Annotated in this window: 15 protein-coding genes and 2 pseudogenes; 12 read left to right on the plus strand and 5 right to left on the minus strand. The window is 46.0% G+C overall.

Features of this window, described 5'->3' with window-relative positions:
- The first annotated feature begins 60 nt into the window (after positions 1 to 60).
- Positions 61 to 3,189, plus strand: coding sequence for a SusC/RagA family TonB-linked outer membrane protein (locus BSHG_RS10450; protein ID WP_008659326.1), 3,129 nt, complete (start codon positions 61 to 63; stop codon positions 3,187 to 3,189).
- Positions 3,190 to 3,296: 107 nt separating this feature from the next.
- On the plus strand, positions 3,297 to 4,889 hold the full coding sequence (locus tag BSHG_RS10445; RefSeq protein WP_008659327.1) for a RagB/SusD family nutrient uptake outer membrane protein: 1,593 nt from the start codon (positions 3,297 to 3,299) through the stop codon (positions 4,887 to 4,889).
- Positions 4,890 to 5,024: 135 nt separating this feature from the next.
- Here BSHG_RS10445 and BSHG_RS10440 read toward each other — a convergent pair whose 3' ends face one another.
- The 3 genes from BSHG_RS10440 to BSHG_RS10430 form a co-directional block, all read right to left on the minus strand.
- Positions 5,025 to 6,524 (minus strand): L-lactate permease, encoded by a 1,500-nt coding sequence (locus BSHG_RS10440; protein WP_008659328.1) that lies wholly within the window; start codon positions 6,522 to 6,524, stop codon positions 5,025 to 5,027.
- A gap of 204 nt (positions 6,525 to 6,728) precedes the next feature.
- Positions 6,729 to 8,177 carry a DUF3868 domain-containing protein gene (locus BSHG_RS10435; RefSeq protein ID WP_008659329.1) on the minus strand — a complete coding sequence of 483 codons (1,449 nt, stop codon included), beginning with the start codon at positions 8,175 to 8,177 and terminating at the stop codon, positions 6,729 to 6,731.
- Positions 8,178 to 8,228: 51 nt separating this feature from the next.
- Positions 8,229 to 8,816 (minus strand): DUF3575 domain-containing protein, encoded by a 588-nt coding sequence (locus BSHG_RS10430; RefSeq protein ID WP_032497461.1) that lies wholly within the window; start codon positions 8,814 to 8,816, stop codon positions 8,229 to 8,231.
- A 267-nt stretch (positions 8,817 to 9,083) separates the two neighbouring features.
- Between BSHG_RS10430 and BSHG_RS10425 the strand changes: the two genes are divergently transcribed.
- Genes BSHG_RS10425 through BSHG_RS10415 form a run of 3 tightly spaced genes read left to right on the plus strand, consistent with a single transcriptional unit; the run spans position 9,084 to position 12,696 of the window.
- Positions 9,084 to 10,628, plus strand: a complete 1,545-nt coding sequence (locus BSHG_RS10425) for an acyl-CoA carboxylase subunit beta (RefSeq protein ID WP_005786448.1) — start codon at positions 9,084 to 9,086, stop codon at positions 10,626 to 10,628.
- Positions 10,629 to 10,646: 18 nt separating this feature from the next.
- Positions 10,647 to 12,158, plus strand: a complete 1,512-nt coding sequence (accC, locus tag BSHG_RS10420) for an acetyl-CoA carboxylase biotin carboxylase subunit (protein WP_005786450.1) — start codon at positions 10,647 to 10,649, stop codon at positions 12,156 to 12,158.
- A 13-nt stretch (positions 12,159 to 12,171) separates the two neighbouring features.
- A complete protein-coding gene (locus tag BSHG_RS10415) occupies positions 12,172 to 12,696 on the plus strand; it encodes a biotin/lipoyl-containing protein (protein WP_005795130.1) in 525 nt (174 codons plus the stop codon).
- Between the two features lie 105 nt (positions 12,697 to 12,801).
- Here the strand turns inward: BSHG_RS10415 and BSHG_RS10410 are convergent, their stop codons facing one another.
- A complete protein-coding gene (locus tag BSHG_RS10410; RefSeq protein ID WP_005786453.1) occupies positions 12,802 to 14,064 on the minus strand; it encodes a metal-dependent hydrolase family protein in 1,263 nt (420 codons plus the stop codon).
- A gap of 452 nt (positions 14,065 to 14,516) precedes the next feature.
- Here BSHG_RS10410 and BSHG_RS10405 point away from each other — a divergent pair, with 452 nt between their 5' ends.
- Together BSHG_RS10405 and BSHG_RS10400 are read left to right on the plus strand one after the other, a co-directional pair.
- Positions 14,517 to 16,172, plus strand: a complete 1,656-nt coding sequence (locus BSHG_RS10405) for a hypothetical protein (RefSeq protein WP_005795127.1) — start codon at positions 14,517 to 14,519, stop codon at positions 16,170 to 16,172.
- Between the two features lie 22 nt (positions 16,173 to 16,194).
- Positions 16,195 to 17,787 (plus strand): hypothetical protein, encoded by a 1,593-nt coding sequence (locus BSHG_RS10400; RefSeq protein WP_005786457.1) that lies wholly within the window; start codon positions 16,195 to 16,197, stop codon positions 17,785 to 17,787.
- Between the two features lie 180 nt (positions 17,788 to 17,967).
- Here BSHG_RS10400 and BSHG_RS10395 read toward each other — a convergent pair whose 3' ends face one another.
- Entirely contained in the window at positions 17,968 to 18,174 is a 207-nt protein-coding gene (locus tag BSHG_RS10395) for a hypothetical protein (RefSeq protein ID WP_005786459.1), read from the minus strand.
- Positions 18,175 to 18,738: 564 nt separating this feature from the next.
- Here BSHG_RS10395 and lpdA point away from each other — a divergent pair.
- The 5 genes and pseudogenes from lpdA (at position 18,739) to BSHG_RS10375 (ending at position 24,845) form a co-directional block, all read left to right on the plus strand.
- Positions 18,739 to 20,088 (plus strand): dihydrolipoyl dehydrogenase, encoded by a 1,350-nt coding sequence (gene lpdA / locus BSHG_RS10390; protein WP_005786461.1) that lies wholly within the window; start codon positions 18,739 to 18,741, stop codon positions 20,086 to 20,088.
- Positions 20,088 to 20,789, plus strand: coding sequence for a biotin/lipoate A/B protein ligase family protein (locus BSHG_RS10385; protein ID WP_008659344.1), 702 nt, complete (start codon positions 20,088 to 20,090; stop codon positions 20,787 to 20,789). The genes lpdA and BSHG_RS10385 overlap by 1 nt, the downstream gene beginning before the upstream one ends.
- A 529-nt stretch (positions 20,790 to 21,318) precedes the next feature.
- Positions 21,319 to 21,465: pseudogene (locus BSHG_RS23770) on the plus strand (biotin/lipoyl-containing protein); the annotation flags it as partial.
- A gap of 201 nt (positions 21,466 to 21,666) precedes the next feature.
- A pseudogene (locus tag BSHG_RS10380) lies at positions 21,667 to 22,665 on the plus strand (dihydrolipoamide acetyltransferase family protein); the annotation flags it as partial.
- A 143-nt stretch (positions 22,666 to 22,808) separates the two neighbouring features.
- Positions 22,809 to 24,845 carry a thiamine pyrophosphate-dependent enzyme gene (locus BSHG_RS10375; RefSeq protein WP_005786467.1) on the plus strand — a complete coding sequence of 679 codons (2,037 nt, stop codon included), beginning with the start codon at positions 22,809 to 22,811 and terminating at the stop codon, positions 24,843 to 24,845.
- The last annotated feature ends 15 nt before the right edge of the window (positions 24,846 to 24,860 follow it).

Genomic DNA, 24,860 nt, shown 5'->3' on the forward strand with positions numbered 1-24,860 from the left:
AATCTGCCGGATTGTGTGTTAAACAAAAGATTCTAATTTAAACATAACTAAACTTAAGGTATGAAGACCAATTTACGTCTATTATTTACGTTGCTCTTTGTCGTTTCGGTTGTTGCATTACGTGCCGGAACAATGAATGACATACGTGTTTCGGGCACTGTTGTGTCCGAAGGAGACCCGTTGCCCGGTGTGTCGGTATTAGTGAAAGGAACCGGCGTCGGTACTATTACCGGTATTGACGGCAAGTATTCCATCAATGTTCCGTCCGATGGTACGCTGGTATTCAGTTTTATCGGACTGAAATCTGTGGAACATAAAGTGGGAGGACGCTCAGTGATCAATGTCGAGCTGGTGCCCGACAGTAAGCAATTGGAAGAAGTAATGGTAGTAGCCTATGCCACTGCCAAGAAATATAGTTTCACCGGTGCCGCCTCTACCGTTAAAGGTGACGAGATAGCGAAGTTACAAACCTCGAGCGTATCACGTGCCCTTGAAGGAACCGTAGCCGGTCTGCAGGCAAGTGCCGCAAGCGGTCAGCCGGGTACCGATGCCACAATCCGTATTCGCGGTATCGGATCCATCAATGCATCCAGTGCACCTCTCTATGTAGTGGACGGTGTGCCCTATGACGGTAGTGTGAACTCTATCAACCCCGAAGATATCGCATCGATGACCGTTCTGAAAGATGCGGCCTCAGCTGCTTTGTACGGTTCGCGTGGAGCCAACGGTGTGATTATTATCACCACCAAGCAGGGACAAAGCGATTCGAAGACTACAGTGAACGTGAAAGCCAGCTTCGGTGGTTCCAATCGTGCGGTACGTGATTACGACCGGATCGGCACCGATCAGTATTTCGAACTTTATTGGGAGGCTTTGCGTAACCAATATGCACTGGATACAAAGAACTATACTCCTCAGACAGCAGCTATCAAAGCTTCTAAAGACTTGGTAGGAAAGCTGATGGGGGCCGGCCCCAATCCTTATGGCTCTAAATATCCTCAGCCGGTAGGTACGGATGGAAAATTGGCGGATGGAGCCGTTCCGCTCTGGGACTTCGACTGGCAGGATGCCATGGAGCAGCAGGCACTTCGTACGGAACTGGGACTGAATGTTTCAGGAGGCGGCAAAACCAATCAATACTACTTCTCTGCCGGATACCTGAATGATAAAGGTATTGCGTTGGAGTCCGGTTATGAACGCTTTAATCTCCGATCGAACGTGACAAGCCAGATGACCAAGTGGCTTCGGGGAGGAGTGAACATGAGTTTTGCCCACTCTTTGCAGAATTATCCCGTATCATCGGATACGAAAACAAGTAATGTCATCAATGCCGGCCGTTTGATGAACGGATTCTATCCCATCTATCAGATGAACGAAGATGGAACCTATAAACTGGATTCCGAGGGACAGTGGATATATGATTTCGGTTCTTACCGTCCTTCCGGTTCGATGGCTAACTGGAACCTTCCGGCCACATTGCCCAATGATAAGTCGGAACGTATGAAAGATGAATTTTCAGGACGTACTTTCCTTGAAGTTACCTTTATCGAAGGGCTGAAGTTTAAGACCAGCTTCAACTTTGACCTGATCAACTATAATTCACTCGACTATACCAATCCTAAAATAGGGCCGGCTGTTAACACCGGAGGTTCATCGAGCCGTGAAAACGACCGTACTTTCTCGTGGACCTGGAATAATATCCTGACTTATGACAAAACCCTCGGAGAGCATCATTTCAATCTGCTGGCCGGACAAGAAGCCTATTCCTACCGTTACGATGTGCTGCGAGCATCCCGTTCGAACATGGCATTGCCTGATTTTCCCGAACTGGCTGTCGGTTCGTTGGTAACCGGAGGGACAGGATACCGCGTAGATTACTCGTTGGTGGGATATTTCCTAAATGCCCAATATGACTATCAAAGCAAATATTTCTTCTCGGGTTCGTATCGGCGGGACGGGTCTTCCCGTTTTGCTCCCGAAACCCGTTGGGGTAATTTCTGGTCCGTCGGTGCTTCCTGGCGTATCGACCGTGAAGATTTCATGGTGGCTACGAGCGACTGGCTTTCTGCCCTGACTTTGAAGGTCAGTTATGGTGCGCAGGGTAATGATAACCTGGGAACGTATTATGCCAGCAGCGGACTTTATTCGGTGGTAAGCAATAATGGAGAGAATGCGTTGGTATCCGATCGTCTGGCTACACCAAAACTGAAATGGGAAACCAACCTGAACTTCAATGCCGGCATAGACTTCTCGTTGTTCAACAACCGATTCTCCGGTTCGTTCGATTTCTTCCAGCGGCGTTCGAAAGATTTGCTCTATTCCCGTCCGCTGGCTCCCTCGCTCGGTTATAATTCAGTAGACGAGAATGTAGGCGAACTGAAGAATACCGGTGTGGAAATCGATCTGAAAGGTACCTTAATCCATACCCGGGACTTTATGTGGCGATTGGGGCTTAACCTGACACATTATAAGAATGTCGTGACCGACCTTCCATTGAAAGATATGCCTGTAAGCGGAGTTCATAAACTGGCTGTGGGACGTTCTGTCTATGATTTTTACATGAAGCAATGGGCGGGTGTTGATCCGGAGAACGGCGATCCGTTGTGGTACAAAAATGTGAAAGATGCCAATGACAAGATCACCGGACGTACGACTACCAATGACTATGCCCAAGCGGATTATTACTATACCGGCAAATCATCCTTACCCAAAGTGTACGGAGGATTTAATACCGCTTTCTCGTATAAAGGCTTTGAACTGTCCACCATTTTTGCCTATAGTATCGGTAATTATATTGTGGACCGTGACGTAACTATGCTGTGGCATAACGGAAGTTCTACCGGACGTGCCTGGTCGACAGAGATTCTGAACCGTTGGACACCGGAGAATCGATATACTGATGTGCCGGCTCTGAAAACCGTATCGAACAGTTGGAATGCAAATTCCACCCGTAACCTGTTCAATAACTCGTTCCTGCGGATGAAGAATATCACATTATCGTATAACTTCCCGCAACCGATGATAAAGAAAATCAGCCTGAACAGTCTGCAATTGTTTGTGCAGGCCGATAATCTGCTTACCGTTTCGAAGAATCAGGGACTCGACCCCGAACAGGATATCAGTGGACTGACGTATTACCGTTATCCGGCCATGCGTTCCATTTCCGGAGGAATCAATGTTTCGTTCTAAGGCTTTAATCCCCAGAAAAGGGCTGTTGCAATCATATGCTCCGCCCCGGTTTAATCATGCATAAATCACATATAACAGATATAGTAAAGTATAAAATAACAGATGATATGAGAACAATACGATTTAACAATAACAGACATATCTCTTCTTCTCCTCTTCTTCGGACAGAGGGTGGGAGAGAGGCTTCCGTGAGTGATACCTCCGGAGATAAGATCCCTAAAGGTAAGTTTTCCTTTCTCCTTCTCTTCTTCCTTTTGTTCCTGGGGAGTTGCAGCAGCGACTTCCTCGACAATAAGCCGACAGATGCCGTAGATTCCGGCCTCGTACCTGTACCTTCGAATGCCGAACGCATCTTTAACGGTGCGTGGTACAATCTATTCGAATATGGTACCACTTATGCCAACATCGGCTATCGTGCTTTGATGTGCCTGGACGACATGATGGCTGACGACGTGGTTTCGCGCCCTATGTATGGGTTTAATTCTTCTTATCAGTTCAATGACGTGGTGATGCCTTCCGACGGACGTACCACTTTCGCCTGGTATCTGATGTATAAGACCATTGACAACTGTAATACGGCCATTTCTATTCAAGCTACCGGAGACGATGATACACCTGAGTTCCGGCATGCCCAGGGACAGGCACTTGCCGTACGTGCTTTCTGTTATCTTCATTTGGCACAGCATTATCAGTTCACCTATCTGAAAGATAAGAATGCTCTTTGTGTACCGTTGTATACCGAACCGACCAATCCGAATACCAAACCTAAAGGAAAGGCAACGCTCGAAGAGATCTATACACAGATCATCAATGACCTCAACCGTGCCAAAGGACTTCTTGACGGTTATGTACGTCCGAATGACAAGTCGAAATACAAACCTAACACCGATGTGGTAAACGGACTTCTGGCCCGTACTTATCTGCTCACCGGACAGTGGGACGAAGCCGCCAAAGCCGCATTGGAAGCTGCCAAAGGTTACACTCTGATGACGGATGCCAAAAACTATATGGGCTTCAACGATATATCGAATACCGAGTGGATCTGGGGACATCCGCAATCTGTCAGCCAGTCCGATGCCAGCTATAACTTCTATTATCTGGATGTGGTAGAACCCGATTCATACAATAGTTTTATGGCCGATCCGCATTTCAAGGACGCCTTTACCGAAGGTGATATCCGTCTGGAATTGTTCCAGTGGATGCGTGAAGGTTATCTGGGATACCGCAAGTTCCGCATCCGTTCCGACCAGACGGGCGATATTGTCATCATGCGTTCTGCCGAAATGTATTTGATAGCTGCCGAAGCCTTGGCGCGTAAAGGTCAATTGGGCGAAGCCGTAAAACCGCTCAATACTTTGAGAAACGCCCGCGGACTGGCCGATTATGATCTTACCGGAAAAAATCAGGAGCAGGTGATTGATGAAATTCTGATGGAACGTCGCCGTGAACTTTGGGGTGAAGGATTTGGCATTACTGATGTTCTCCGTACACAACGTCCTGTGGTACGTGTCGCTTTGACCGAAGATGAAGCTGCCAAAGAATATGATTGCTGGCAACAGAACGGTACTTATAAAAAATATCATCCGGAAGGTCATTGGTTTACCAGCTTCCCCGATGGAACGAAGTTTGTGCCCAATAGCATATATTATTTGTATTCTATTCCTGAAAAAGAAACGAATGCGAATCCGAATCTGAAATAAGAAATCATAGTCAACTGATTTTATATGAACTGTTTCTGAAAAATCAGATAGATTAATATAATAGACGAAAGGTGTGTCATAACTCTACGGTGAATAAGAGTTGCGACACACCTTTTTTATCAATATCGTTAATGGTTAACTGAATATATACACAATGATTCCCGTTATGACTACATAAGCCAGTGCATAAGGAATGGCTGCTTTCAGGATCTCTCCCTCCTTACCTTGCTGGTTGCCTGCTGATGTGGCGATAGCAATACTTTGAGGAGAGATGATTTTACCTCCTGTCGCACCTACCGTATTGGCGGCCGATAGCCAGTCGGGACTGACATTGATATGCCCTGCTACGCTGGCTTGCAGCTTTCCGAAGAGGATGTTCGAGGAGGTATCACTTCCGGTGATGAAGGTACCCAAACAACCGATAACCGGAGCAAAGAGAGGGTAGAGGCTTCCGGTAGCTGTGGCGAGTGCAGTGGCAATCACGGAAATCATGCCTGCCGTATCCATAATGGTAGATAAACCCACCAGGCAGATAACGGTAACGAATGTTTTTTTCAACTGCTTTACAGTGTTCCATAATACAATGAACAGTTCTTTCACTTTAGCTCCCTGTATCAGACCGCCTACAAACGTGCCTACAAAAAGCAGAACTCCGGCATGTGTCAGCCAGGCGATGGTATAATTCACGGTGGAGTCATTGATGGGGAGGCTGATGCGTGTCACCCAATTGTTTTCGAGCGTACTTCGGAGGCCCGGAAAAAGCGGACTGGTCAGTATGATCAGTAACAAAATCAGCAGATAGATGCTCCAGGCATTCAGGATATCTTTCCTTTTCAGTGCGTTCTGCTGCGCTTTCTCTTTTTTGGGGGCAGTCAGTTTGCCATAAATGACGATAACGACGATAGACAAGATGCTGCCGATGATAGCCGGTGATTCGGCCCCCATATATCGGGCCGCAACGTACTGGCTACCTAAAGATACAGCGCCTACCAGCAGTGCCAGAAATAGGTTTTTGGGTAATGATTTTATTTTCGGGTCGGTCAGGAAGAGTAGTACCAACGGTATCAGGAACATTAGTACGGAAAGTTGCAGTACGACGTTCGTACTCAGCACCTGTACATCCAGATTGGTTTCTTTGGCAAGTACCAGTACCGGTGTACCTATGGCACCGAAAGCCGTAGCCACACTATTGGCTATCAAGCTGACGGTGGCTGAAAAGATGGGCTTGAATCCCAGGCTGATCAGGATAGCGGCGGGGATGGCAACAGCTGTACCAAAACCTGCCATGGCTTCAAGTAACCCTCCGAAACCCCAGGTAAGGAGCAGTACCTGGATACTTTTATCGGTAGAGATGGAAGAGAATTGTTGTTTGATAATCTCCATCTTCTCTGTTTTCAGCAATACATTGTAGCTGAAGATAGCCATCAGGATGATAATCAGGATGGGAGAAACCGCTTTCAGTGCACCGTATACGAATGAAAATACCAAGTTGTCTACCGCATAATGGAATCCGAAAAGAGCTATCAGTATAGTTACTATCAGGGAGATGACGCTACTTTTGTCACCCGGCATTTTAAAAAATGCCATTAATACAATCAAGAGCAATACCGGAACGATGGCAAGGATCAGTGTCATAATTGTCTGTTTTTAATAGTTGATGTTTAAGTTAAGATATTGATATAACAAAACCGGAACCTGTTTTGACGGATGAAATAATTATTTTTTTGCTGTATAGCGTTAAATAAAAAAAGGTGTAGCCCTCCGCATGGAAAGGCTACACCCTTTGGTCCGGATAGCTACACCCTTTTTATCGGATGGCTACACCCCAATGCCGGGGATTTATTTTTTCTTCATATTCAAGATCTGTTGCAGTTGCTGTAGGTTGGCTTTAGCGGCCTCGTTACCCATCTGGGCAGCTTGGTTGAAGGCAGCGATGGCGCGTTGTACATCTCCATTGAGGAAGTTGTATACACCTACGTTGTTGATGAATTCTGCTGTTTGATGGTTGGCTTTATCCATATATTTGATTGCGTTTTCCAGATCTTTTTTGGTCAGTGATACGGCTGCGGCATTCAGGTTGGCTACTTCATCGTTCGGATACATGCGTACGGCAATGTCGAATACATTCACAAAATCGTTGCTTCCTTTCGGATAACTGTTGGCTACCTGATACATCTCGTTCAGACTCAGATATTTCGGGTTGACTTTTATCACCACCCGTCCTTGTTCTACATCGAAGTTGGCTACGGTGTAGTCTATCTTGCAGTTCACTTTGCGGAGTCCCGGATAAATCTCTTTCAGCATTGTACGATAAGGAGCACCGCCGTCCACGCGCATGATTTCCTGTTTGCGGCGCGCATCGTCAGTCGTATTCTTGATGATACCGATAAATTTATCTTTATCCTTCATGGACGATTTTTCCAATGCTTGTACCAATCCGTCCCAATTTTCACCACCAAAAGTTACTTTGTAAAGTTTGCCGGGAACTTTTTCGTTGGTAGTCAGATAATTCTTCAGAGCTTCGGCACGTTTCTGCGACAGTTGTTCGTTGAATTTCAACGGACCCTCCGGTGAAGCGAATCCTTCGATACTGATTCCTGTTACTGTCAGGTTCTTGTCATTCTGAATCTTGTCGAACATAGCATGAATGTTCATCAGCTCTTTGTGGTTATTCATGAATTCCGGCTGGATCACAGCTTTGCTGACAGGAAAGTCGAGGTGAGCTTCATACTGTTCGCTACGGTTTTTCACCACCTCCACAGTCGGCTGAATATAAGCAACCACCGGTATCATGGTACTCAGGCGTTTCGCTTCGGTAGAAACGTCGTTTGTTATCAGCTCCTGAGCAAGCATCTCTTCGTTGTTGCCGCAGCCGCATAGATTTTCTACCAGATTCAATGAAGCATTTGCCATCCAAGGTTCGTAAGGGATCACCTGGGCATAGTTGAGCACTTCTCTTTTATTATAAGGAATTACGATTCCTGCAGGTAGTTCGCGGCTGATGGCTAATCCGCGCAAATAAGCCTTCTGACGGCGTTTGCCGTTGATGATGATCTCTTCCAGCGCTACGTTGTGCTGTCCGTCTGTCAGGAGCGGAGTAAGTGTGAGCATACGTTCGGGACTGACTGTCAGATTTTTCATATCGATCTTCATGTCTACATAAAGCGAATTGCCCTGTTGCCATAATGAAACATCGGATAGACTGATGGCATCTTTAAAAAATTTCTGGGCACTGGCCGGCATTACTACTGCGAGGGCCAAGAGGAAGTATATGATTTTTCTTTTCATTGTTACTGTTGGTTTAGTTTTTTATAATTGGTTCCGGTGAATGCGGGACGTTTACTTGATGGTATAAATGATGCTGAGTCCGACTTTGGTCGGTCCGAAATAATTCTTGTTGTTGTGCCCCAGCTTTTCACCACACTTGCCACATGCGTATTTGTCATAGTCCAGGCGGGCATATCCTGCACCGATAGTGGCTTCCATACTCCAGCGGTTTTTCAGTATCCAATGGTAGCCGTAAGAGATACCTGCACCATAGATCTTGCCGTCATAGCGGTAGTTGCCCAACCCGAAGATGTCGAGATTGCTCATGTTAATATCGGCATAATGGCCATGGAGACCGAAAAAACTACCGTTGAAACGTTCGCAAAGCCAGTAGCGGAGTTCAGGTTGTACCAGCCAGTGCTTGATCTGTCTGTCTTTGGAAAATTTCCAGGGATTGTAGTTGCCCGATACATCAAGAGTGAGTTTTTTCGCCAAGGCTACTTCGAATCCCAGGTTCGGAGTACTGGTGGCCCAGTAGAGGGCATTGGTTTTGATGGCGAACTTGGGAAGATAAGTTTTTGTTCCCTGCTCTTGTGCATGTATGCTTGTGGCAAATACAAGCAGGAAGCATGCTGCTAAAAAATGTTTGATTGTTCTCATTTTCATTTTGGTCTAGGTTTTTACATAAACTATTTGCGAGATTAAACGTCTGAGAGGGGGACTTTGTTGACTCATACTCAAAATAATGTTATAGGACATGCACGCTAACATTTTTAAGCAAATAATTGTTATCTTAATAAAGTCAGGATTCCAAACTTTTCATTTTCTCCGGTAAAGAGGGTGAAAATAAACAAGCAATTGTAACTTGGATTACATCTATTCTCTTTTTTACATGCTAATTTTACATATACTTTAAAATAATAGCCTATGAAAGAGCTTATCAATCGCCTGGAAGAGTTGAACAGGCAAGCCGAAAAAGGTGGTGGAGACGCCCGTATCGAGAAACAACATTCTGTCGGAAAATTGACGGCACGTGAACGTATCGACCTGCTTCTGGAGAAAGGATCGTTTATTGAACTCGATAAACTGGTGACCCATCGTTGTACGGATTTCGGTATGGAGAAACAGAAAATATCCGGTGATGGAGTTGTAACCGGATATGGTATGATCGGCAAACGGCTTGTGTATGTTTTTGCTCAGGACTTCACCGTTTTTGGCGGTGCATTGTCCGAAACGTATGCCAGGAAGATTTGTAAAGTGATGGATATGGCTATGCAGATGGGAGCACCCATCATCGGGCTGAACGATTCGGGAGGAGCCCGTATTCAGGAGGGAGTCCGTTCGCTGGCCGGTTATGCGGAGATATTCCTGCGTAATTCTTTGGCTTCCGGTGTCATCCCTCAGATCAGTGCCATCATGGGTCCGTGTGCGGGTGGGGCGGTCTATTCGCCTGCATTGACCGATTTTATCCTGATGGTGAAAAATTCCGGTTATATGTTTATCACCGGTCCCGATGTGGTGAAGAGCGTGACACAAGAAGAAGTCAGCAAAGAAGATCTGGGAGGGGCGGATGTCCATACCATGAAGTCGGGGGTGGCACACCTCTCTGCCGAAAATGATATTGAATGCATCAATTACATTCGTGAACTGATTTCTTATCTGCCCGGAAATAATATGGAAGAGCCTCCGTTTGTTGCTACTACCGATTCTCCGACGAGGCTTACGCCCGAACTGTCGGATCTGGTGCCTACCAATCCTAATCAGCCGTATGATATGAAAGAGATGATCCGTGCAGTGGCGGACGATAACAGTTTCTTTGAATTGCAGGAAGAGTTTGCCCGTAACATCGTTATCGGTTATATTCGCCTGAACGGGAAGACGATAGGGGTGGTGGCCAATCAGCCGTTGGCATTGGCCGGAACGCTTGATATCAATGCCTCTGTTAAGGCAGCCCGTTTTGTCCGTTTCTGCGATGCGTTCAATATTCCATTGCTCACACTTGTAGATGTACCGGGATTCCTTCCGGGGGTAGATCAGGAGTATGGCGGCATCATCCGCAACGGTGCCAAGTTGCTTTATGCCTATTGTGAAGCTACGGTGCCGAAGGTTACGGTGATTGCCCGTAAAGCTTATGGCGGAGCTTATGATGTAATGAGTTCCAAGCACATCAGGGGAGATGTGAATCTGGCTTATCCCACTGCCGAAATAGCCGTGATGGGCCCCGATGGAGCGGTGAACATTCTTTTCCGCAAAGAGATTGACAAAGCTGCCGACACTGAAGCCAGGCGTAAAGAGTTGCAGGATGACTATCGCAGCAAGTTTGCCAACCCCTACCGGGCTGCCGAGTTGGGCTACGTGGACGAGGTGATCGATCCGGCCATAACCCGTATGCGCCTGATACGCAGTTTTGAGATGCTTGCCAACAAGCGGCAGTCTAATCCGCCTAAGAAACATTCAAATCTTCCACTTTAAAGCAGAGGAGAACATCGTATGATAAAAAAGATATTAGTTGCGAATCGTGGCGAAATAGCCATGCGTATTTTCCGTACCTGCCGGGTAATGAATATTGCCACAGTGGCTATCTACACCCGGGTAGATCGGGGTGCCTTGCATGTGCGTTATGCCGAAGAGGCTTATTGTATTTCCGATTCTCCGGAAGATACGTCTTATCTGAAACCGGAAAAGATTCTGCAAATAGCCAAAAAGACAGGAGCTGCCATCCATCCGGGATATGGCTTTCTGTCTGAGAATGCGGACTTCGCCCGTCGTTGTGAGGAAGAAGGGGTAATCTTTATTGGTCCGAGTGCCGATATTATTGCCCGAATGGGTATTAAGACTGAGGCCCGCCGGATTATGCGTGAAGCCGGTTTACCGATCGTACCGGGCACGGAAGATCCGGTGAAAGGCATTGCCGAAGCCAAAAAGGTGGCTGCCGAAGTAGGCTATCCCATCATGCTGAAAGCACTGGCCGGGGGTGGTGGAAAAGGTATGCGTCTGGTACGCAGTGAAGAAGAAATGGAGACGGCATTGCGCCTTTCACAGTCTGAAGCCGGAACGTCGTTTGGCAACGATGCTGTTTATATTGAAAAATATATCGAGAATCCCCATCACATTGAAGTGCAGATACTGGGAGATAAATATGGAAATGTAATTCATCTTTATGAACGGGAATGTTCCATTCAGCGACGCAATCAGAAAGTAATTGAAGAATCGCCTTCTCCTTTTGTGAAGCCCGAAACACGTGCCAAGATGCTGAAGGTTGCAGTGGAGGCCTGTAAGCGGATTAATTATTACAGTGCCGGAACGCTGGAGTTCATGATGGATAAAGACCAGAATTTTTATTTTCTGGAAATGAATACCCGCCTGCAGGTGGAACATCCGGTGACGGAAGAGTGTACCGGGGTCGATCTGGTACGCGACATGATACTGGTAGCTGCCGGCAACCGTCTGCCTTACAGGCAAGAAGATGTCGAGTTCCGGGGAGCTGCCATTGAATGTCGCATTTATGCCGAAGATCCCGAGAATAACTTCATGCCTTCGCCCGGGGTGATAACCGTTCGTGAAGCTCCCGAAGGACGTAATGTCCGTTTGGACAGTGCGGCTTATGCGGGATTTGAGGTTTCGCTGCATTATGATCCGATGATTGCAAAGCTCTGTTGTTGGGGACGTAATCGTGATTCGGCTATTTCGAACATGGCCCGTGCGTTGCGCGAATATAAGATTCTGGGTATCAAGACTACGATTCCTTTCCATCAGCGTGTGTTGAAGAATGCGGCTTTCCTGAAAGGAGAGTACGATACTACCTTTATCGATACGCGCTTCGATAAGGAAGACCTGAAACGCAGGCAGAATACCGATCCGACAGTAGCGGTGATTGCTGCTGCGCTGAAACATTACGAAGAAGAGAAAGAGGCTGCTTCACGCGCCACTACGCTTCCGGTAGTAGGAGATTCGCTTTGGAAATATTACGGCAAGTTGCAAATGACTGCCAATAACTATTAAACTCAGAATGCTTATGACAACAATATTAGCAACTTATTATGCCAAAATACAGGATGTGCCCGACAGCGAGTATAAAGTGGAGATTCTGGAAGACGGGCCGGTGAAGAAAGTGGCTGTTAACGGGAAAGTGTATGATGTGGACTACAACGTAGGGGGTGACTCTATCTATTCCATTATCATCAATCATCATTCGCACGGAGTACAGATATCTCCGACCTCCCATTCCTCTTATACCATTATGAATAAGGGGGAACTTTATCAGATCGAGCTGAAAGGAGAACTCGAGAAGATACATAATGCCCGTAGCGGAGCAGATGCCGTAGGGCGTCAGGTAGTTGTAGCTCCCATGCCGGGCGTTATCCTGAAAACTTACGTCAGGAAGGGAGATGAAGTGAAGAAGGGTGATCCGCTGTGCGTACTGGTTGCCATGAAGATGGAAAACGAAATTCGTTCGGTGGCCGATGGGGTGGTGAAAGAGATTTTTGTGGAGGAGAATACGAAAGTGGGGCTGAACGAACGTATCATGGTGGTTGAGTAGTAAGAATAGAAACCGCAAGGGCTCTGGAAGTATGATCTTTCAGGGCCCTTATCGTATGATGTATCAACTGTCTCTATAAAGTGACATTTGCGAAGAGCAGGGTTGTCAGACTCTATTCTTGTATATTTCTCCTCCTTTCATGATCATTATGAAATTCTTTTCCGGATCTCCCAATAGGGTAATGTCTTTCAGTACGTCTCCATCTACCAGAATTAAGTCTGCCCAGGCATCTTCTTCTATAACACCCAATTTCCCGGGATAGGGATTTCGTGCACCGGACAGAGCCAGCAATTCCGCATTATCATGTGTTACCATCTTGAGAATTTCAAAGTTACTGAACCATTGTCTTAATTTAAGGATTCCCTGATTCTGATTCTTCGTGTTGGCAGGATTGAACAGTAAATCTGTTCCCCATGCCAGCTTGACGTTGTATTTCTTTGCCAGTTGATAGGTTTGGTCCGTACCTTGAACTACCAAGGCATGCTTCTCCTGTTGTTCTTTTGTCGGGAATTGATTATCTCCTAAAGTGAAGGGTTGCATACTGAGCCATATCTCTTTTTCTGCGATCAGCTGCATGGTGGGTTCGTCAATCAGATGGCCGTGCTCGATGCTTTTTACACCTGCATGGATAGCTCGTTGAATAGCTCTGGGCACATAGACATGCACCATTACGTATGTTCCTGCATCTTCCGCCGCTTTAACGGCAGCATGAATCTCTTCCTCGAAGAACTGTGTATCTTCCAACCGATCATACAAGGAAGCTACCCCGCCGCCTGTCATCAATTTAATCTGGCTGGCTCCCAGGCGGAGATTATTGCGTGCGGCGACGGTCACGGCGTCTATTCCGTCGGCGATAATGGCAGCTCCCATCTTTTCGGTATGCGTCAGTCCGCAACAGTCAAAGGGACGGGGTTCGTCATATACCGCCCGGAAATCTCCATGCCCTCCTGTCTGGGAGATAAGAGAGCCACTGGGATAAATGCGTGGTCCGGAAAGGATTCCTTCGTCGATGGCCCGTTTAAGCCCGAAGACCGGACCACCTGCATCCCGGATGGTTGTGAAGCCGCGTAGTAGGGTAGCTCGAGCTTCTTGTCCGGCTTTGAACTGCGTATAAGCGGTGTCTGCAGTAAGCAGATCCATCATCGTATTGCATGACATATAAGCATGCCAGTGTGCGTCGATCAGTCCGGGCATCAGGAATTTTCCCTTTCCGTCAAGAATGGTAACATTGGGAATTCCGTCCGTAGGGATCGGACTTTCTGAAACGGTTTTAATCCGGCTGTTTACCACCAGCACATTTCCCCGGCCGGTCTGTTCGCTGCTTCCATCGAAAATTTGAACGTTATTGATTAAAATACTATTGTCCATGATACATTATTAATAGGTGAATACTGTTGGTATAACCCGTCTGAGGATTATTAGTTTAGCTGCAGGACTGATAAACTTCGTTAAGTGAGAGATTTATTCCGGTCTCTTCCTAAAAAACTTTACTCAATATGGGATGACTTTCTGTCTGATGATTTCTATCAATGTATTGGGCGTTTTATTTCGTGTCGTTAATCAACAGAAATCTTCCGTCCGGTCAGGATTATTAAAATGAAATAATTAGAAAGTTCTAATAACTTTCTACATTGCAGTGTTTATAGGGGTTCCGGGCATAGATTGCTTCCATTTGATAGACTGTATTTTAAGCTCGAATGATATCGGGTTGAACCTATTCTTTTTGCTATACGTTCTCTTTTTATAGACGAAGTAACTAAACCCGTCACATTTCAGCCGGTAAATGTGGCATATTGTCTCACTTTTAAACATATATGAATATGAAAACTTTATTCATTTTTCTATTTGTTTTGCTTGCATTTTACTCCTGCGATACGGATGAACCGATCAGCGCAGAAGACTTATCGGCTGCAACCGGTACTAATACGGATGAGGTCGATGTAGCTTCCAGGTCGGGCAGCTATCTGATCTGGCTTAATGGAATGAGTGCGGAAACAAAGAAAGTTGCAGATCAACTGCAAACCGTGAACCACTATGACAAGATGGTGGCTTTTAATGATTTACCGGGGACAGACAAGGTGGAAACCTTGGAAACCATGGCAAAAGATTCTTTGAACGATCTGACAATTGTAGGCAGTGTTGCCGATTTCATAGCAGGTACTTACAGTCCTGAGATGATACAGGACATCCGTCACAATCGTCAGGGAGTCATCTTAATTGCCAAAGACGGTAAGGGAGAAGATTTGAAGGCGCAAATGCTTAAACTTTTCGGGCTTTATGTAGATAAGGGATATTATAAAGTCAGCTTTCCGCGTGAACAGCGCTATGCCTATTATGACGCAAACGATCCGGATGCTTTGAAGAAGCTTTGCGGAACGGGTGGTCTCAATCCTCACACCCGTAGCATGTTGGGCTCTCCCGGACCGACGGATGATCCTTCGGCTCCGGAAGTTACCGAACGGGCTTTGCATGCTATGAAGAAGATCTATATCAGCAATCGGTATTATGTATATACCAGTGATTATAAATATCACATGACCGGATATGAGACGCTATTACCCTATACGGCTGATATCAAAGAGTATCTCCCGAGGGATGATAAAAAGTATGATGGGATGGTCGATCGCGAATGGACCATTGATGCTTATAATCTGCGTATTTACGCACCGACCAATGGAGATAATATGCTTGCTGTTTATAGTTCGGGCGGAAATGGTTTTTCCAACAGGCTCGACCATTCATTGGTATCTTTGAATAATGCACCGATGTATGAACTTTGGGCGTTGATATGGGGATTGCGAAACAATGCTTATACGAAGATTAATATCCGTGACGACCAAAGTTCACAGTTGAATCTCAAACTGATTGACTTTGCGCCGGGTTTGCCGGAGACAGAGAGTACCATTGAGCATGCATACGAAAAGAGCGTGGGATTTGATTTGGGAGCGACTCCGGTTTTAAAGGGTGAGTATCGTTGGGGCAAGTCCATTACATATCAGTTGGCGGAAATGACCCGTGAGGTGACTCGTACCATTACCGATGCCGAGATGAGTTATTGCTGGAAGTGGTATCCTGAAACGCTTTTCCGGGGTAGTAAGGCTATGAATGCAGAGGGGATGATCGATGCTGTTACTATGATTTCGCCTGCATGGTATGATATTCTCTATGATCATGTGGCGGGAACTCCGGGTACGGATAATCCTTTCTGTGACTATGACAACGACTTGCAGTTTAACCAGAATCTGCTCAATTACGAGCAGCAATGCGCCATTACTGCCCGGACAACCGGTGCGTCGGCCGGTGTTGTAGCCATCGAGATAACCGATGGAATGGTCTTACAGCGTGGAGGAGCTTGGTTTACGAGTTGGGGAGCGGCGGTGATTCATTCTTTGCCGAGCAGTGCCGGAACAGCTTACAATACCACTGTGGATGTACACAAAACCACTACAGTGTGGATAGACTATAATAACTGGTAAAACGAACCATTAAAAAAAGATTATGATGAAAACAAAAATGATATATATGATACTTCTGTTCTCAAGTATTCTTTTCGGGGGATGCGTTAGGGATGTCATTGATGATGTTCCGGGGACGGATGAGGACTATGCGGCAGATAAGAAGGACGTGGTCCTGATACGTATGGGAACTAACGATGCGGAAGTGAAAGATATTACATCCCGCTTGTTCAACAACATTCCTTCTTCCTGGGAAATAGGGAAGAAGACCATTGTGGACTATGACAAGATGAAAGATCCTGAGACGGAACTTAATGCCGACATCAAGAATCCGAAGATTTATATGACGGTCATTTTGAATATCGATGATGTTATCTCCGGTAAATATCCGATATCTCTGTTCCGTATGTTGAAGTTCTATAAAAGGGATTTTTATGTGATTGCCACTCAGTCCACTCCGGAACAGAAGGAGGAGATGCTTTCACTGATAGGAGTCTATATGGAAGCAGGTTATTATGCGATCAACTATGATAACGTACAGCATTACCGTATTTTTCCTTCTGCCGATCCGTATGCCAAAGATAATATGATTGGTAAGGGAGTGGCTTCCTTCAATCAAAAACTGTTGACCCGCTCTGCCGATACCTTGCCCGAAGGTAACGATCCGGATCCCGGATATAATGCACAAATGGCGGATAAGGAGGCTTTGAAGAGGATTGAGATTTACAACCGTATCTATGGCTATGCTCAGGGAGACATGAACTACTCCATGCAGGCGGTCCCTTATAAGATGAAACCGGGTGCCGCACCCGATGTGATTATAGATAACTCCTGGGCGATAGATGCCTATAACTTCCAGATATACAGTAAGAACAACAACTGTATATTGAGTATCACGAATAATGCCGGAAATGGCTTCACTGCCAATATCAAAGACTATACCACTCCCAAAGGTGCCAATGTCTATGCTTACATCTGGAATTTGATGCGGGAGGCTTCCAGTGAGATAACCGTTCATTCGGACGGAGGAATTTTCAGGGAGATCAGTTATCAGCCGCAGACGGTGAATCACGGTGCCAGCTATACCGAGAACTCTTTCTGGAAAGTGTCTGTTTCCGTATCGCCCACCAAACTGGAAGACAAACCTTGGGAGGCGTTCAAAGTGTCGTTTGGTAAAGAATCGTCTACCGAAGTGTCTTACAAGACTAAATCGATGGACTATTCCTGCAAGGGGCAGTTTGGTAACGGGCTGTACAGCAAACTTTGGCAGTTTATTCCCGGAGAGTTCTACGACAGGGCGGAAGCCTTTGTTTACGAAACGAGTCAGGGATTGCGTTGGATAGACGCTGCACAAGCGATGACACCCAATTATGTGACATGGGGAGGCTGGACCCTTCGCCAGAATTATTTAAATCACATCAACAACAGTATGAAGTTGCATCAACAGCAGTGCATTTACTCTCTAGAGTCGGACGCACAGCCCGGAGTCGTTTCTGTGGCTATCACAGACGCCATCGATTTACAAAAGACGTATGTACACTATAACTGCGGCATTCGCTATGGGCACGATTCGGCTAGGACGGATCTCAAAATGTCGAAGATGGTGTGGATTGATTTCAGGCAGTGGGACAATTGACCTGCACCCTTAACTCTACGGCTATATGAGGTTTTTATCCATGCCTAAAGCCTGCTTCATTACAGATTGAGAGATTACACAACTATATAGCAAGAGATAAGTGATAATAGTGTTTCTCTGTGTAATCTGTTAATCTGTGGTGAAGTTTTGGCTTATTAGCACAGGATGGTGGCGTATCGCTTAGAATCTTGTCAGTTGTTTGGGCGATCCATGCCAGGAACAGCCCAGACAATATACTTCCGTAAAATCGAATCCTTCGATTGGGATTTCCGGATATTTGGGTACGACTGTTCCATCTTGGGCAATATATACTAACAGACGTTCACCCTGATCGTTTTTTACATACATACCGGCTATTTTACACTGGGGACAAAGCAATTTCTTCATATTACTAAAATAGATTCTTTATACTGTTTTATTTTTATAGTTAGCTCTATCTTGATATTATCCGTTCATATCAGACGGATGATATCCTGAAAGCTTTTTGTATCCCGACTTTCCGTAAATACAGATAGTAGGTTTCAAAAGTGCGCAAATATGCAGGCTTGTCGCTTAATAGACAAATAATTTATCAGAAAAATATCTTCCCTTATCTAAAATTGATTAATAAGCCCTGTTTCCTATACGGGTAAAGGGGGACAGAGTAAAAGGAAACGATCATATTGATAAAGATGAATGAGGTGTGACTGCTTATTCATTCTATAATAGAATTTGCCTGTAGATAATCTTTTTGTTTGGAATGTCATCGATCTTCGTAACCGGCTCTTTGCTCTTTCCCTGTAGCGGTAGGTATTTCTTTATTAGTGAACAGTTTTATTATGATTTATACTTTGTGTAGCAAAAGTAACTGTTTTACCTTATGAGGGCCATTGTAAAAAAACGGTCTTTTAAAACTAAGCTCTATCTTTTTTTGTTGTTAATCATATGAATAACTAAAAAAAATATACGATTATGAGATATGATATAGCTATTATCGGTGGTGGACCTGCCGGGTATACTGCTGCCGAGAGAGCAGGAGCTAACGGTTTGCGTGCTGTTTTGTTTGAGAAAAAAGCAATGGGCGGTGTGTGTCTTAATGAAGGATGTATTCCTACCAAAGCCCTGCTTTATTCCGCTAAGGTGCTGGACGGTATTAAGAGTGCGCCGAAATACGGTGTCTCGGTAGAGGGGGCTCCTGCATTTGATATGGAAAAAATCATCGGCCGGAAAAACAAAACGGTGCAGAAGTTGACGGGCGGAGTGAGAATGACGGTAAACTCTTACGGAGTGACTATTGTAGATAAGGAAGCGGTGATAGAGGGCGAAGGTGAAGAAGGATTCCATATCCGCTGTGATGGAGAGGTATACGAGGCAACCTATCTGTTGGTTTGTACCGGATCGGATACCGTGATCCCTCCGATAAAGGGGCTTTCGGACGTGGATTACTGGACCTCACGAGAGGCGCTGGATAGCACTGTTCTTCCATCATCGCTCGCCATTATTGGAGGCGGAGTGATCGGAATGGAGTTTGCTTCATTCTTTAACAGCATGGGCGTTAGGGTGAAAGTGATCGAGATGATGCCGGAGATTCTTGGAGCAATGGATAAAGAAACCAGTGCGATGTTGCGTGCTGACTATACAAAGAAAGGGGTTAATTTCTATCTGAACACGAAAGTAACCGAGGTGAGTGATAAAGGAGTAACAGTGGAAAAGGATGGAAAGAGTTCGTTTATCGATGCCGACCGGATTTTAGTGAGCGTAGGCCGTAAAGCGAATATCACCCAAGTAGGATTGGATAAACTGAATATTGAGTTGCACCGGAATGGGGTCGTTGTAGATGAACACATGTTGACCTCTCATCCACGTGTATATGCTTGCGGTGATATTACCGGCTTTTCTTTATTGGCACATACGGCTATTCGTGAAGCAGAAGTTGCCATTAATCATATTTTGGGAATAGATGACCGGATGGATTATGATTGTGTTCCGGGCGTAGTCTATACCAATCCCGAACTGGCCGGTGTGGGTAAAACGGAGGAGGAGCTGATAGCTAAGGGTATTTATTATCGGATACAAAAACTACCGATGGTTTATTCGGGGCGTTTTGTTGCCGAAAACGAGTTGGGGAACGGACTGTGTAAACTGATTATCGATCATAATGATCGGATTGTCGGCTGCCACATGTTGGGCAATCCGGCTTCGGAAATTATTGTTGTGGCAGGCATTGCTATCCAGAGAGGATATACGGTCGATGAATTCAGAAAGAGTGTTTTCCCGCACCCGACAGTCGGTGAAATTTATCACGAGACACTGTTTGCCTGATGCGGTTTATAAATAGCTCTTTTACGGATGCCGGTTTCAATCTGGCGGCTGAAGAGTATTTGTTGAAGCAGGGTACAGAAGATGTATTCATGCTTTGGCAAAGTGCTCCGTCCGTAATTATAGGCAAGCATCAGCGGGTGGAAACGGAAGTGAACCGGACGATGGCGGAACAAAACAAGATTCCTGTATTCCGGCGGTTTTCCGGTGGCGGTGCCGTATATCACGATTTGGGTAACATCAATCTTACGTTCATTGAAACTACCTGTCTGGCGCGTTTCGAAACTTATCTGGAGCGAACGGTTGAAATGTTGACTGCCGCCGGAGTTGCAGTGAGAGGCGACGAACGATTGGGTATTTATGTCGACGGGCGAAAAGTCTCGGGCAGTGCGCAATGCGTACATCGCAATCGTGCAATGTATCATTGCACACTGCTGTATGATACAAATCTGGCGTTGTTGAACAAGTTGCTTGAAGTAGAAGGACTTGAGGAAAAGGTTGCCGTACATCCTGCTGTCCGTTCGGTACGTAGCGAAGTGACGAATCTGAAAGAGTATATGCATCCGGCTCTATCTACAGATAAATTCCGGGAGTGGGTTTTTCGTTATTTTGCAGGTCCTTCGGTTGCCGAAGCGTTCAGTAAGGAGGAACTGGCTATTATCGAGGGGTTACGGGAAAATAAATACAACACTATCTGTAACTGACGTGAATATCACCAAGCAGTCTGATTATTCAGTATCCGGTGGAGGAGAACTATTTTCCTTTCAAAATTCAGCCTTCTCATACGAAAAGTGTACTTCCATCTTCCACCCTCGATTGGGCAAGCTCGATTCATCGTTTGTATTTGATATACAGATAGGATGTATCTGTTATCCTATCTGTTTATACCATTTAAAGCAGTTTGTTTTTCTTAGTATCTTTAGTGAAAATGGTTAGGTTCTTATCTCGTCTCGCATACCCGGGTTGAGATAAAGGTACTTTAGAAAGAAGTAAAGTAATTATTGATAATGCGTTATGCTTGCTATGGAATCTGCTTGCTTTCTTGCTAATGCGTGAGAACGGATATTTAAAGGATGCGCGAGATTGATTTATGTTTTTAGCCACTAAACGGCTTTCTTATCCAGGCGATTACTTAAAAAAACATTAACTTAAAACTTTCTTTTTCACAATCTTGTTCTACTTGTACAAGTGAAAGAATAAATAATTGTGTATATGGCAAGATTCGAAATAAAAATGCCCAAGTTGGGCGAAAGTATTACCGAAGGAACCATTTTATCATGGTCGGTGCAGGTAGGTGACGTGGTCAATGAGGACGACGTACTTTTCGAGGTGAATACTGCTAAGGTCAGTGCGGAGATCCCTTCTCCCGTTGCCGGAAAAGTGGTGGAAATATTGTTTAAAGAAGGCGATACGGTACCGGTAGGTACGGTAGTTGCCATTGTAGATATGGATGGAGAAGGTTCCGGAGAAGCATCGGAAACCGCAGGCTCTGTAGAAACGGCGTCTGCTCCAAAGGCTGCCGAGGTGTCGGGCATTGCGTCTGTTCCGAAAGTTCAGGCGGAAGTAACCGCTCCCAAAGTGGAACGTTGGTATTCGCCGGCAGTACTTCAATTGGCACGGGAGGCGAAGATTTCTCAGGAAGAACTGGATTCGATTCCCGGGACAGGTTATGAAGGTCGGCTGAGCAAAAAAGATATCCGTACTTACATCGAGATGAAGAAAGGTGCTCCGGCAGCCGACGTCTCTACTACGGTGGTTTCGACGGTTTCGGCAAATAATTCGGGCTTTTCTCCTGTTCCTTCTGCAGAAGTACAAAAGAAGGCTGCCGCTGCGGCTCCTCAGGCTCAGTATGGACAATCTGCTTCTGCCGTTTCTTCAGATGCATCGGTAGAAGTCAAAGAGATGGATCGAGTACGTCGCATTATCGCCGACCATATGGTGATGTCGAAAAAGGTTTCTCCGCATGTGACTAATGTGGTCGAAGTAGATGTCACCCGGCTGGTGCGTTGGCGCGAAAAGACCAAAGACGCTTTCTTCCGTCGTGAAGGTGTGAAGCTGACTTATATGCCTGCCATTGCTGAGGCCACTGCCCAGGCGTTGGCTGCCTATCCTCAGGTAAATGTCTCGGTGGACGGATACAACATCCTGTATAAGAAACATATCAATGTGGGCATTGCTGTTTCGCAAGATGATGGAAACTTGATTGTTCCCGTAGTGCATGATGCCGATCGTTTGAATCTTAACGGACTTGCCGTAGCTATCGATTCGTTGGCGAAAAAGGCACGGGTTAATAAGCTGATGCCTGATGATATCGACGGAGGAACATTCACAATCACCAATTTCGGTACGTTTAAGATGTTGTTCGGCACTCCGATCATCAATCAGCCACAGGTGGCTATTCTCGGAGTGGGTGTCATTGAGAAAAAGCCGGCTGTGGTGGAGACTCCCGAAGGAGATGTGATAGCCATTCGCCATAAGATGTACTTGTCACTCTCTTATGATCACCGTGTGGTGGATGGTTCGCTGGGAGGTAACTTCCTGCACTTCATTGCCGACTATCTGGAGAACTGGAAAGAATAGTTGCCATATCGGAGATTTACAGAATAATAAATCAGTCTCACCACAGATCTCCCGGATCGTTGCGGAACTTGTTTGGGGATCTTTATCCTTAAACTGTGATCATCTGTGTGATTTGTGGTGAAAATCCTAAACCCACTTTAAATATGAAGAAATACGATATAAAAACCACTGACGAACAGACTCTCCGCAAGTGGTATCATTTAATGACTTTGGGGCGTGCGCTCGACGAGAAGGCACCCGCCTATTTGCTGCAATCTCTTGGCTGGTCCTATCATGCTCCTTATGCCGGGCATGACGGCATCCAGCTTGCTATCGGGCAGGTTTTTACTCTTGGTGAGGACTATCTTTTTCCTTATTACCGGGATATGCTCACTGTGCTTTCTGCCGGAATGACTCCGGAGGAACTGATTCTGAACGGTATCTCAAAAGCTACGGACCCGGGTAGTGCCGGACGTCATATGTCCAATCACTTTGCCAAACCGGAATGGCACATCGAGAATATCTCTTCTGCTACCGGTACGCACGATCTTCATGCGGCAGGCGTAGGGCGTGCCATGGTTTATTATGGGCATAAGGGGGTTGCCATTACTTCACATGGTGAGTCTGCCACATCCGAGGGATTTGTCTATGAAGCTATCAACGGGGCCAGCAACGAACGTCTTCCGGTTATTTTTGTATTCCAGGACAACGGTTATGGCATTTCCGTCCCTAAAAAGGATCAGACTGCCAATCGTAAAGTGGCCGATAACTTCTCCGGTTTTAAGAACCTCCGCATCATTCATTGCAATGGAAAGGATGTATTTGACTCGATGAATGCCATGACCGAAGCCCGTGAATTTGCTATAGCCAACCGTACTCCGGTTATAGTACATGCCAATTGCGTACGTATCGGTTCGCACTCCAACTCTGATAAGCATACTCTCTATCGCGACGAGAATGAGTTGGCATACGTGAAGGAAGCCGATCCGCTAATGAAGTTCCGTCGGATGCTGTTGCGCTACAAGCGCCTGACCGAAGAGGACCTCCAACAGATAGAAGCTGCCGCCAAGAAAGAACTGGCTGCCGCCAATCGTAAAGCGTTGGCTGCACCCGATCCGATTCCGGAGAGCATTTATGACTTTGTCCTTCCCGAACCGTATATTCCTCAAAAGTATAAAGACGGACTTCCGGGGCCTGTCGAAGGTGAGAAGAGTTTCATGGTGAACGCCATTAATGAAACGCTCAAAGAGGAGTTTCGCCGCAATCCTGATACCTTTATCTGGGGACAAGACGTGGCCAATAAAGATAAAGGAGGCGTATTCAATGTCACCAAGGGGATGCAACAGGAGTTTGGTGATGCCCGTGTGTTCAGTGCTCCGATAGCCGAAGATTATATTGTGGGAACGGCCAACGGAATGTGCCGTTTCGATCCTAAAATACATGTGGTTATTGAAGGCGCTGAGTTTGCCGATTACTTCTGGCCTGCTGTCGAACAGTACGTTGAGTGTACACACGAGTATTGGCGTAGCAACGGTAAGTTTACTCCCAATATTACACTTCGCCTTGCTTCGGGTGGATACATTGGCGGTGGATTGTATCATTCGCAGAACCTTGAAGGGGCTCTTACGACTTTACCCGGTGCCCGTATTGTTTGTCCGTCGTTTGCCGACGATGCTGCCGGGCTGCTCCGCACCAGTATGCGTTCCAAGGGATTCACTCTTTATCTGGAGCCCAAAGCGCTTTACAACTCAGTAGAGGCTGCTGCCGTTGTGCCCGAAGAGTTTGAAGTTCCCTTTGGTAAGGCCCGCATCCGCCGCGAAGGAACCGATCTGACTATAATTACTTATGGCAATACTACCCATTTTTGTCTGGATGTTGCCGAACGCCTTGCCCGGGAAGGGGTGGGGAGTGTCGAAGTTATTGATCTCCGTTCGCTGATTCCGTTGGATAAAGAAGCGATTTTTGCTTCCGTACGGAAAACCGGTAAAGTGATGGTGGTGCATGAAGACAAAGTCTTCTCCGGATTCGGTGCCGAAATTGCAGCGCAGATTGCCGGGGAAATGTTCCGTTACCTGGATGCCCCGGTACAACGTGTGGGCTCCACCTTTACTCCGGTAGGTTTCAATCCGATATTGGAACGGGCTATCCTGCCGAATGATGAAAAGATATATAAAGCAGCCAAAGAGTTGCTGGAGTTCTAATTAAAAAAACGATCA

The sequence above is a fragment of the Bacteroides sp. 3_2_5 genome, from assembly GCF_000159855.2.
GTDB lineage: Bacteria > Bacteroidota > Bacteroidia > Bacteroidales > Bacteroidaceae > Bacteroides > Bacteroides fragilis.

Excerpts from the sequence above, each read along its gene's own strand:
- BSHG_RS10450 (WP_008659326.1), top strand. The coding sequence starts at position 61 with ATGAAGACCAATTTACGTCTATTATTTACGTTGCTCTTTGTCGTTTCG.
- BSHG_RS10445 (WP_008659327.1), top strand. The coding sequence starts at position 3,297 with ATGAGAACAATACGATTTAACAATAACAGACATATCTCTTCTTCTCCT.
- BSHG_RS10440 (WP_008659328.1), bottom strand. The coding sequence starts at position 6,524 with ATGACACTGATCCTTGCCATCGTTCCGGTATTGCTCTTGATTGTATTA.
- BSHG_RS10435 (WP_008659329.1), bottom strand. The coding sequence starts at position 8,177 with ATGAAAAGAAAAATCATATACTTCCTCTTGGCCCTCGCAGTAGTAATG.
- BSHG_RS10430 (WP_032497461.1), bottom strand. The coding sequence starts at position 8,816 with ATGAGAACAATCAAACATTTTTTAGCAGCATGCTTCCTGCTTGTATTT.
- BSHG_RS10425 (WP_005786448.1), top strand. The coding sequence starts at position 9,084 with ATGAAAGAGCTTATCAATCGCCTGGAAGAGTTGAACAGGCAAGCCGAA.
- accC (WP_005786450.1), top strand. The coding sequence starts at position 10,647 with ATGATAAAAAAGATATTAGTTGCGAATCGTGGCGAAATAGCCATGCGT.
- BSHG_RS10415 (WP_005795130.1), top strand. The coding sequence starts at position 12,172 with ATGACAACAATATTAGCAACTTATTATGCCAAAATACAGGATGTGCCC.
- BSHG_RS10410 (WP_005786453.1), bottom strand. The coding sequence starts at position 14,064 with ATGGACAATAGTATTTTAATCAATAACGTTCAAATTTTCGATGGAAGC.
- BSHG_RS10405 (WP_005795127.1), top strand. The coding sequence starts at position 14,517 with ATGAAAACTTTATTCATTTTTCTATTTGTTTTGCTTGCATTTTACTCC.
- BSHG_RS10400 (WP_005786457.1), top strand. The coding sequence starts at position 16,195 with ATGATGAAAACAAAAATGATATATATGATACTTCTGTTCTCAAGTATT.
- BSHG_RS10395 (WP_005786459.1), bottom strand. The coding sequence starts at position 18,174 with ATGAAGAAATTGCTTTGTCCCCAGTGTAAAATAGCCGGTATGTATGTA.
- lpdA (WP_005786461.1), top strand. The coding sequence starts at position 18,739 with ATGAGATATGATATAGCTATTATCGGTGGTGGACCTGCCGGGTATACT.
- BSHG_RS10385 (WP_008659344.1), top strand. The coding sequence starts at position 20,088 with ATGCGGTTTATAAATAGCTCTTTTACGGATGCCGGTTTCAATCTGGCG.
- BSHG_RS10375 (WP_005786467.1), top strand. The coding sequence starts at position 22,809 with ATGAAGAAATACGATATAAAAACCACTGACGAACAGACTCTCCGCAAG.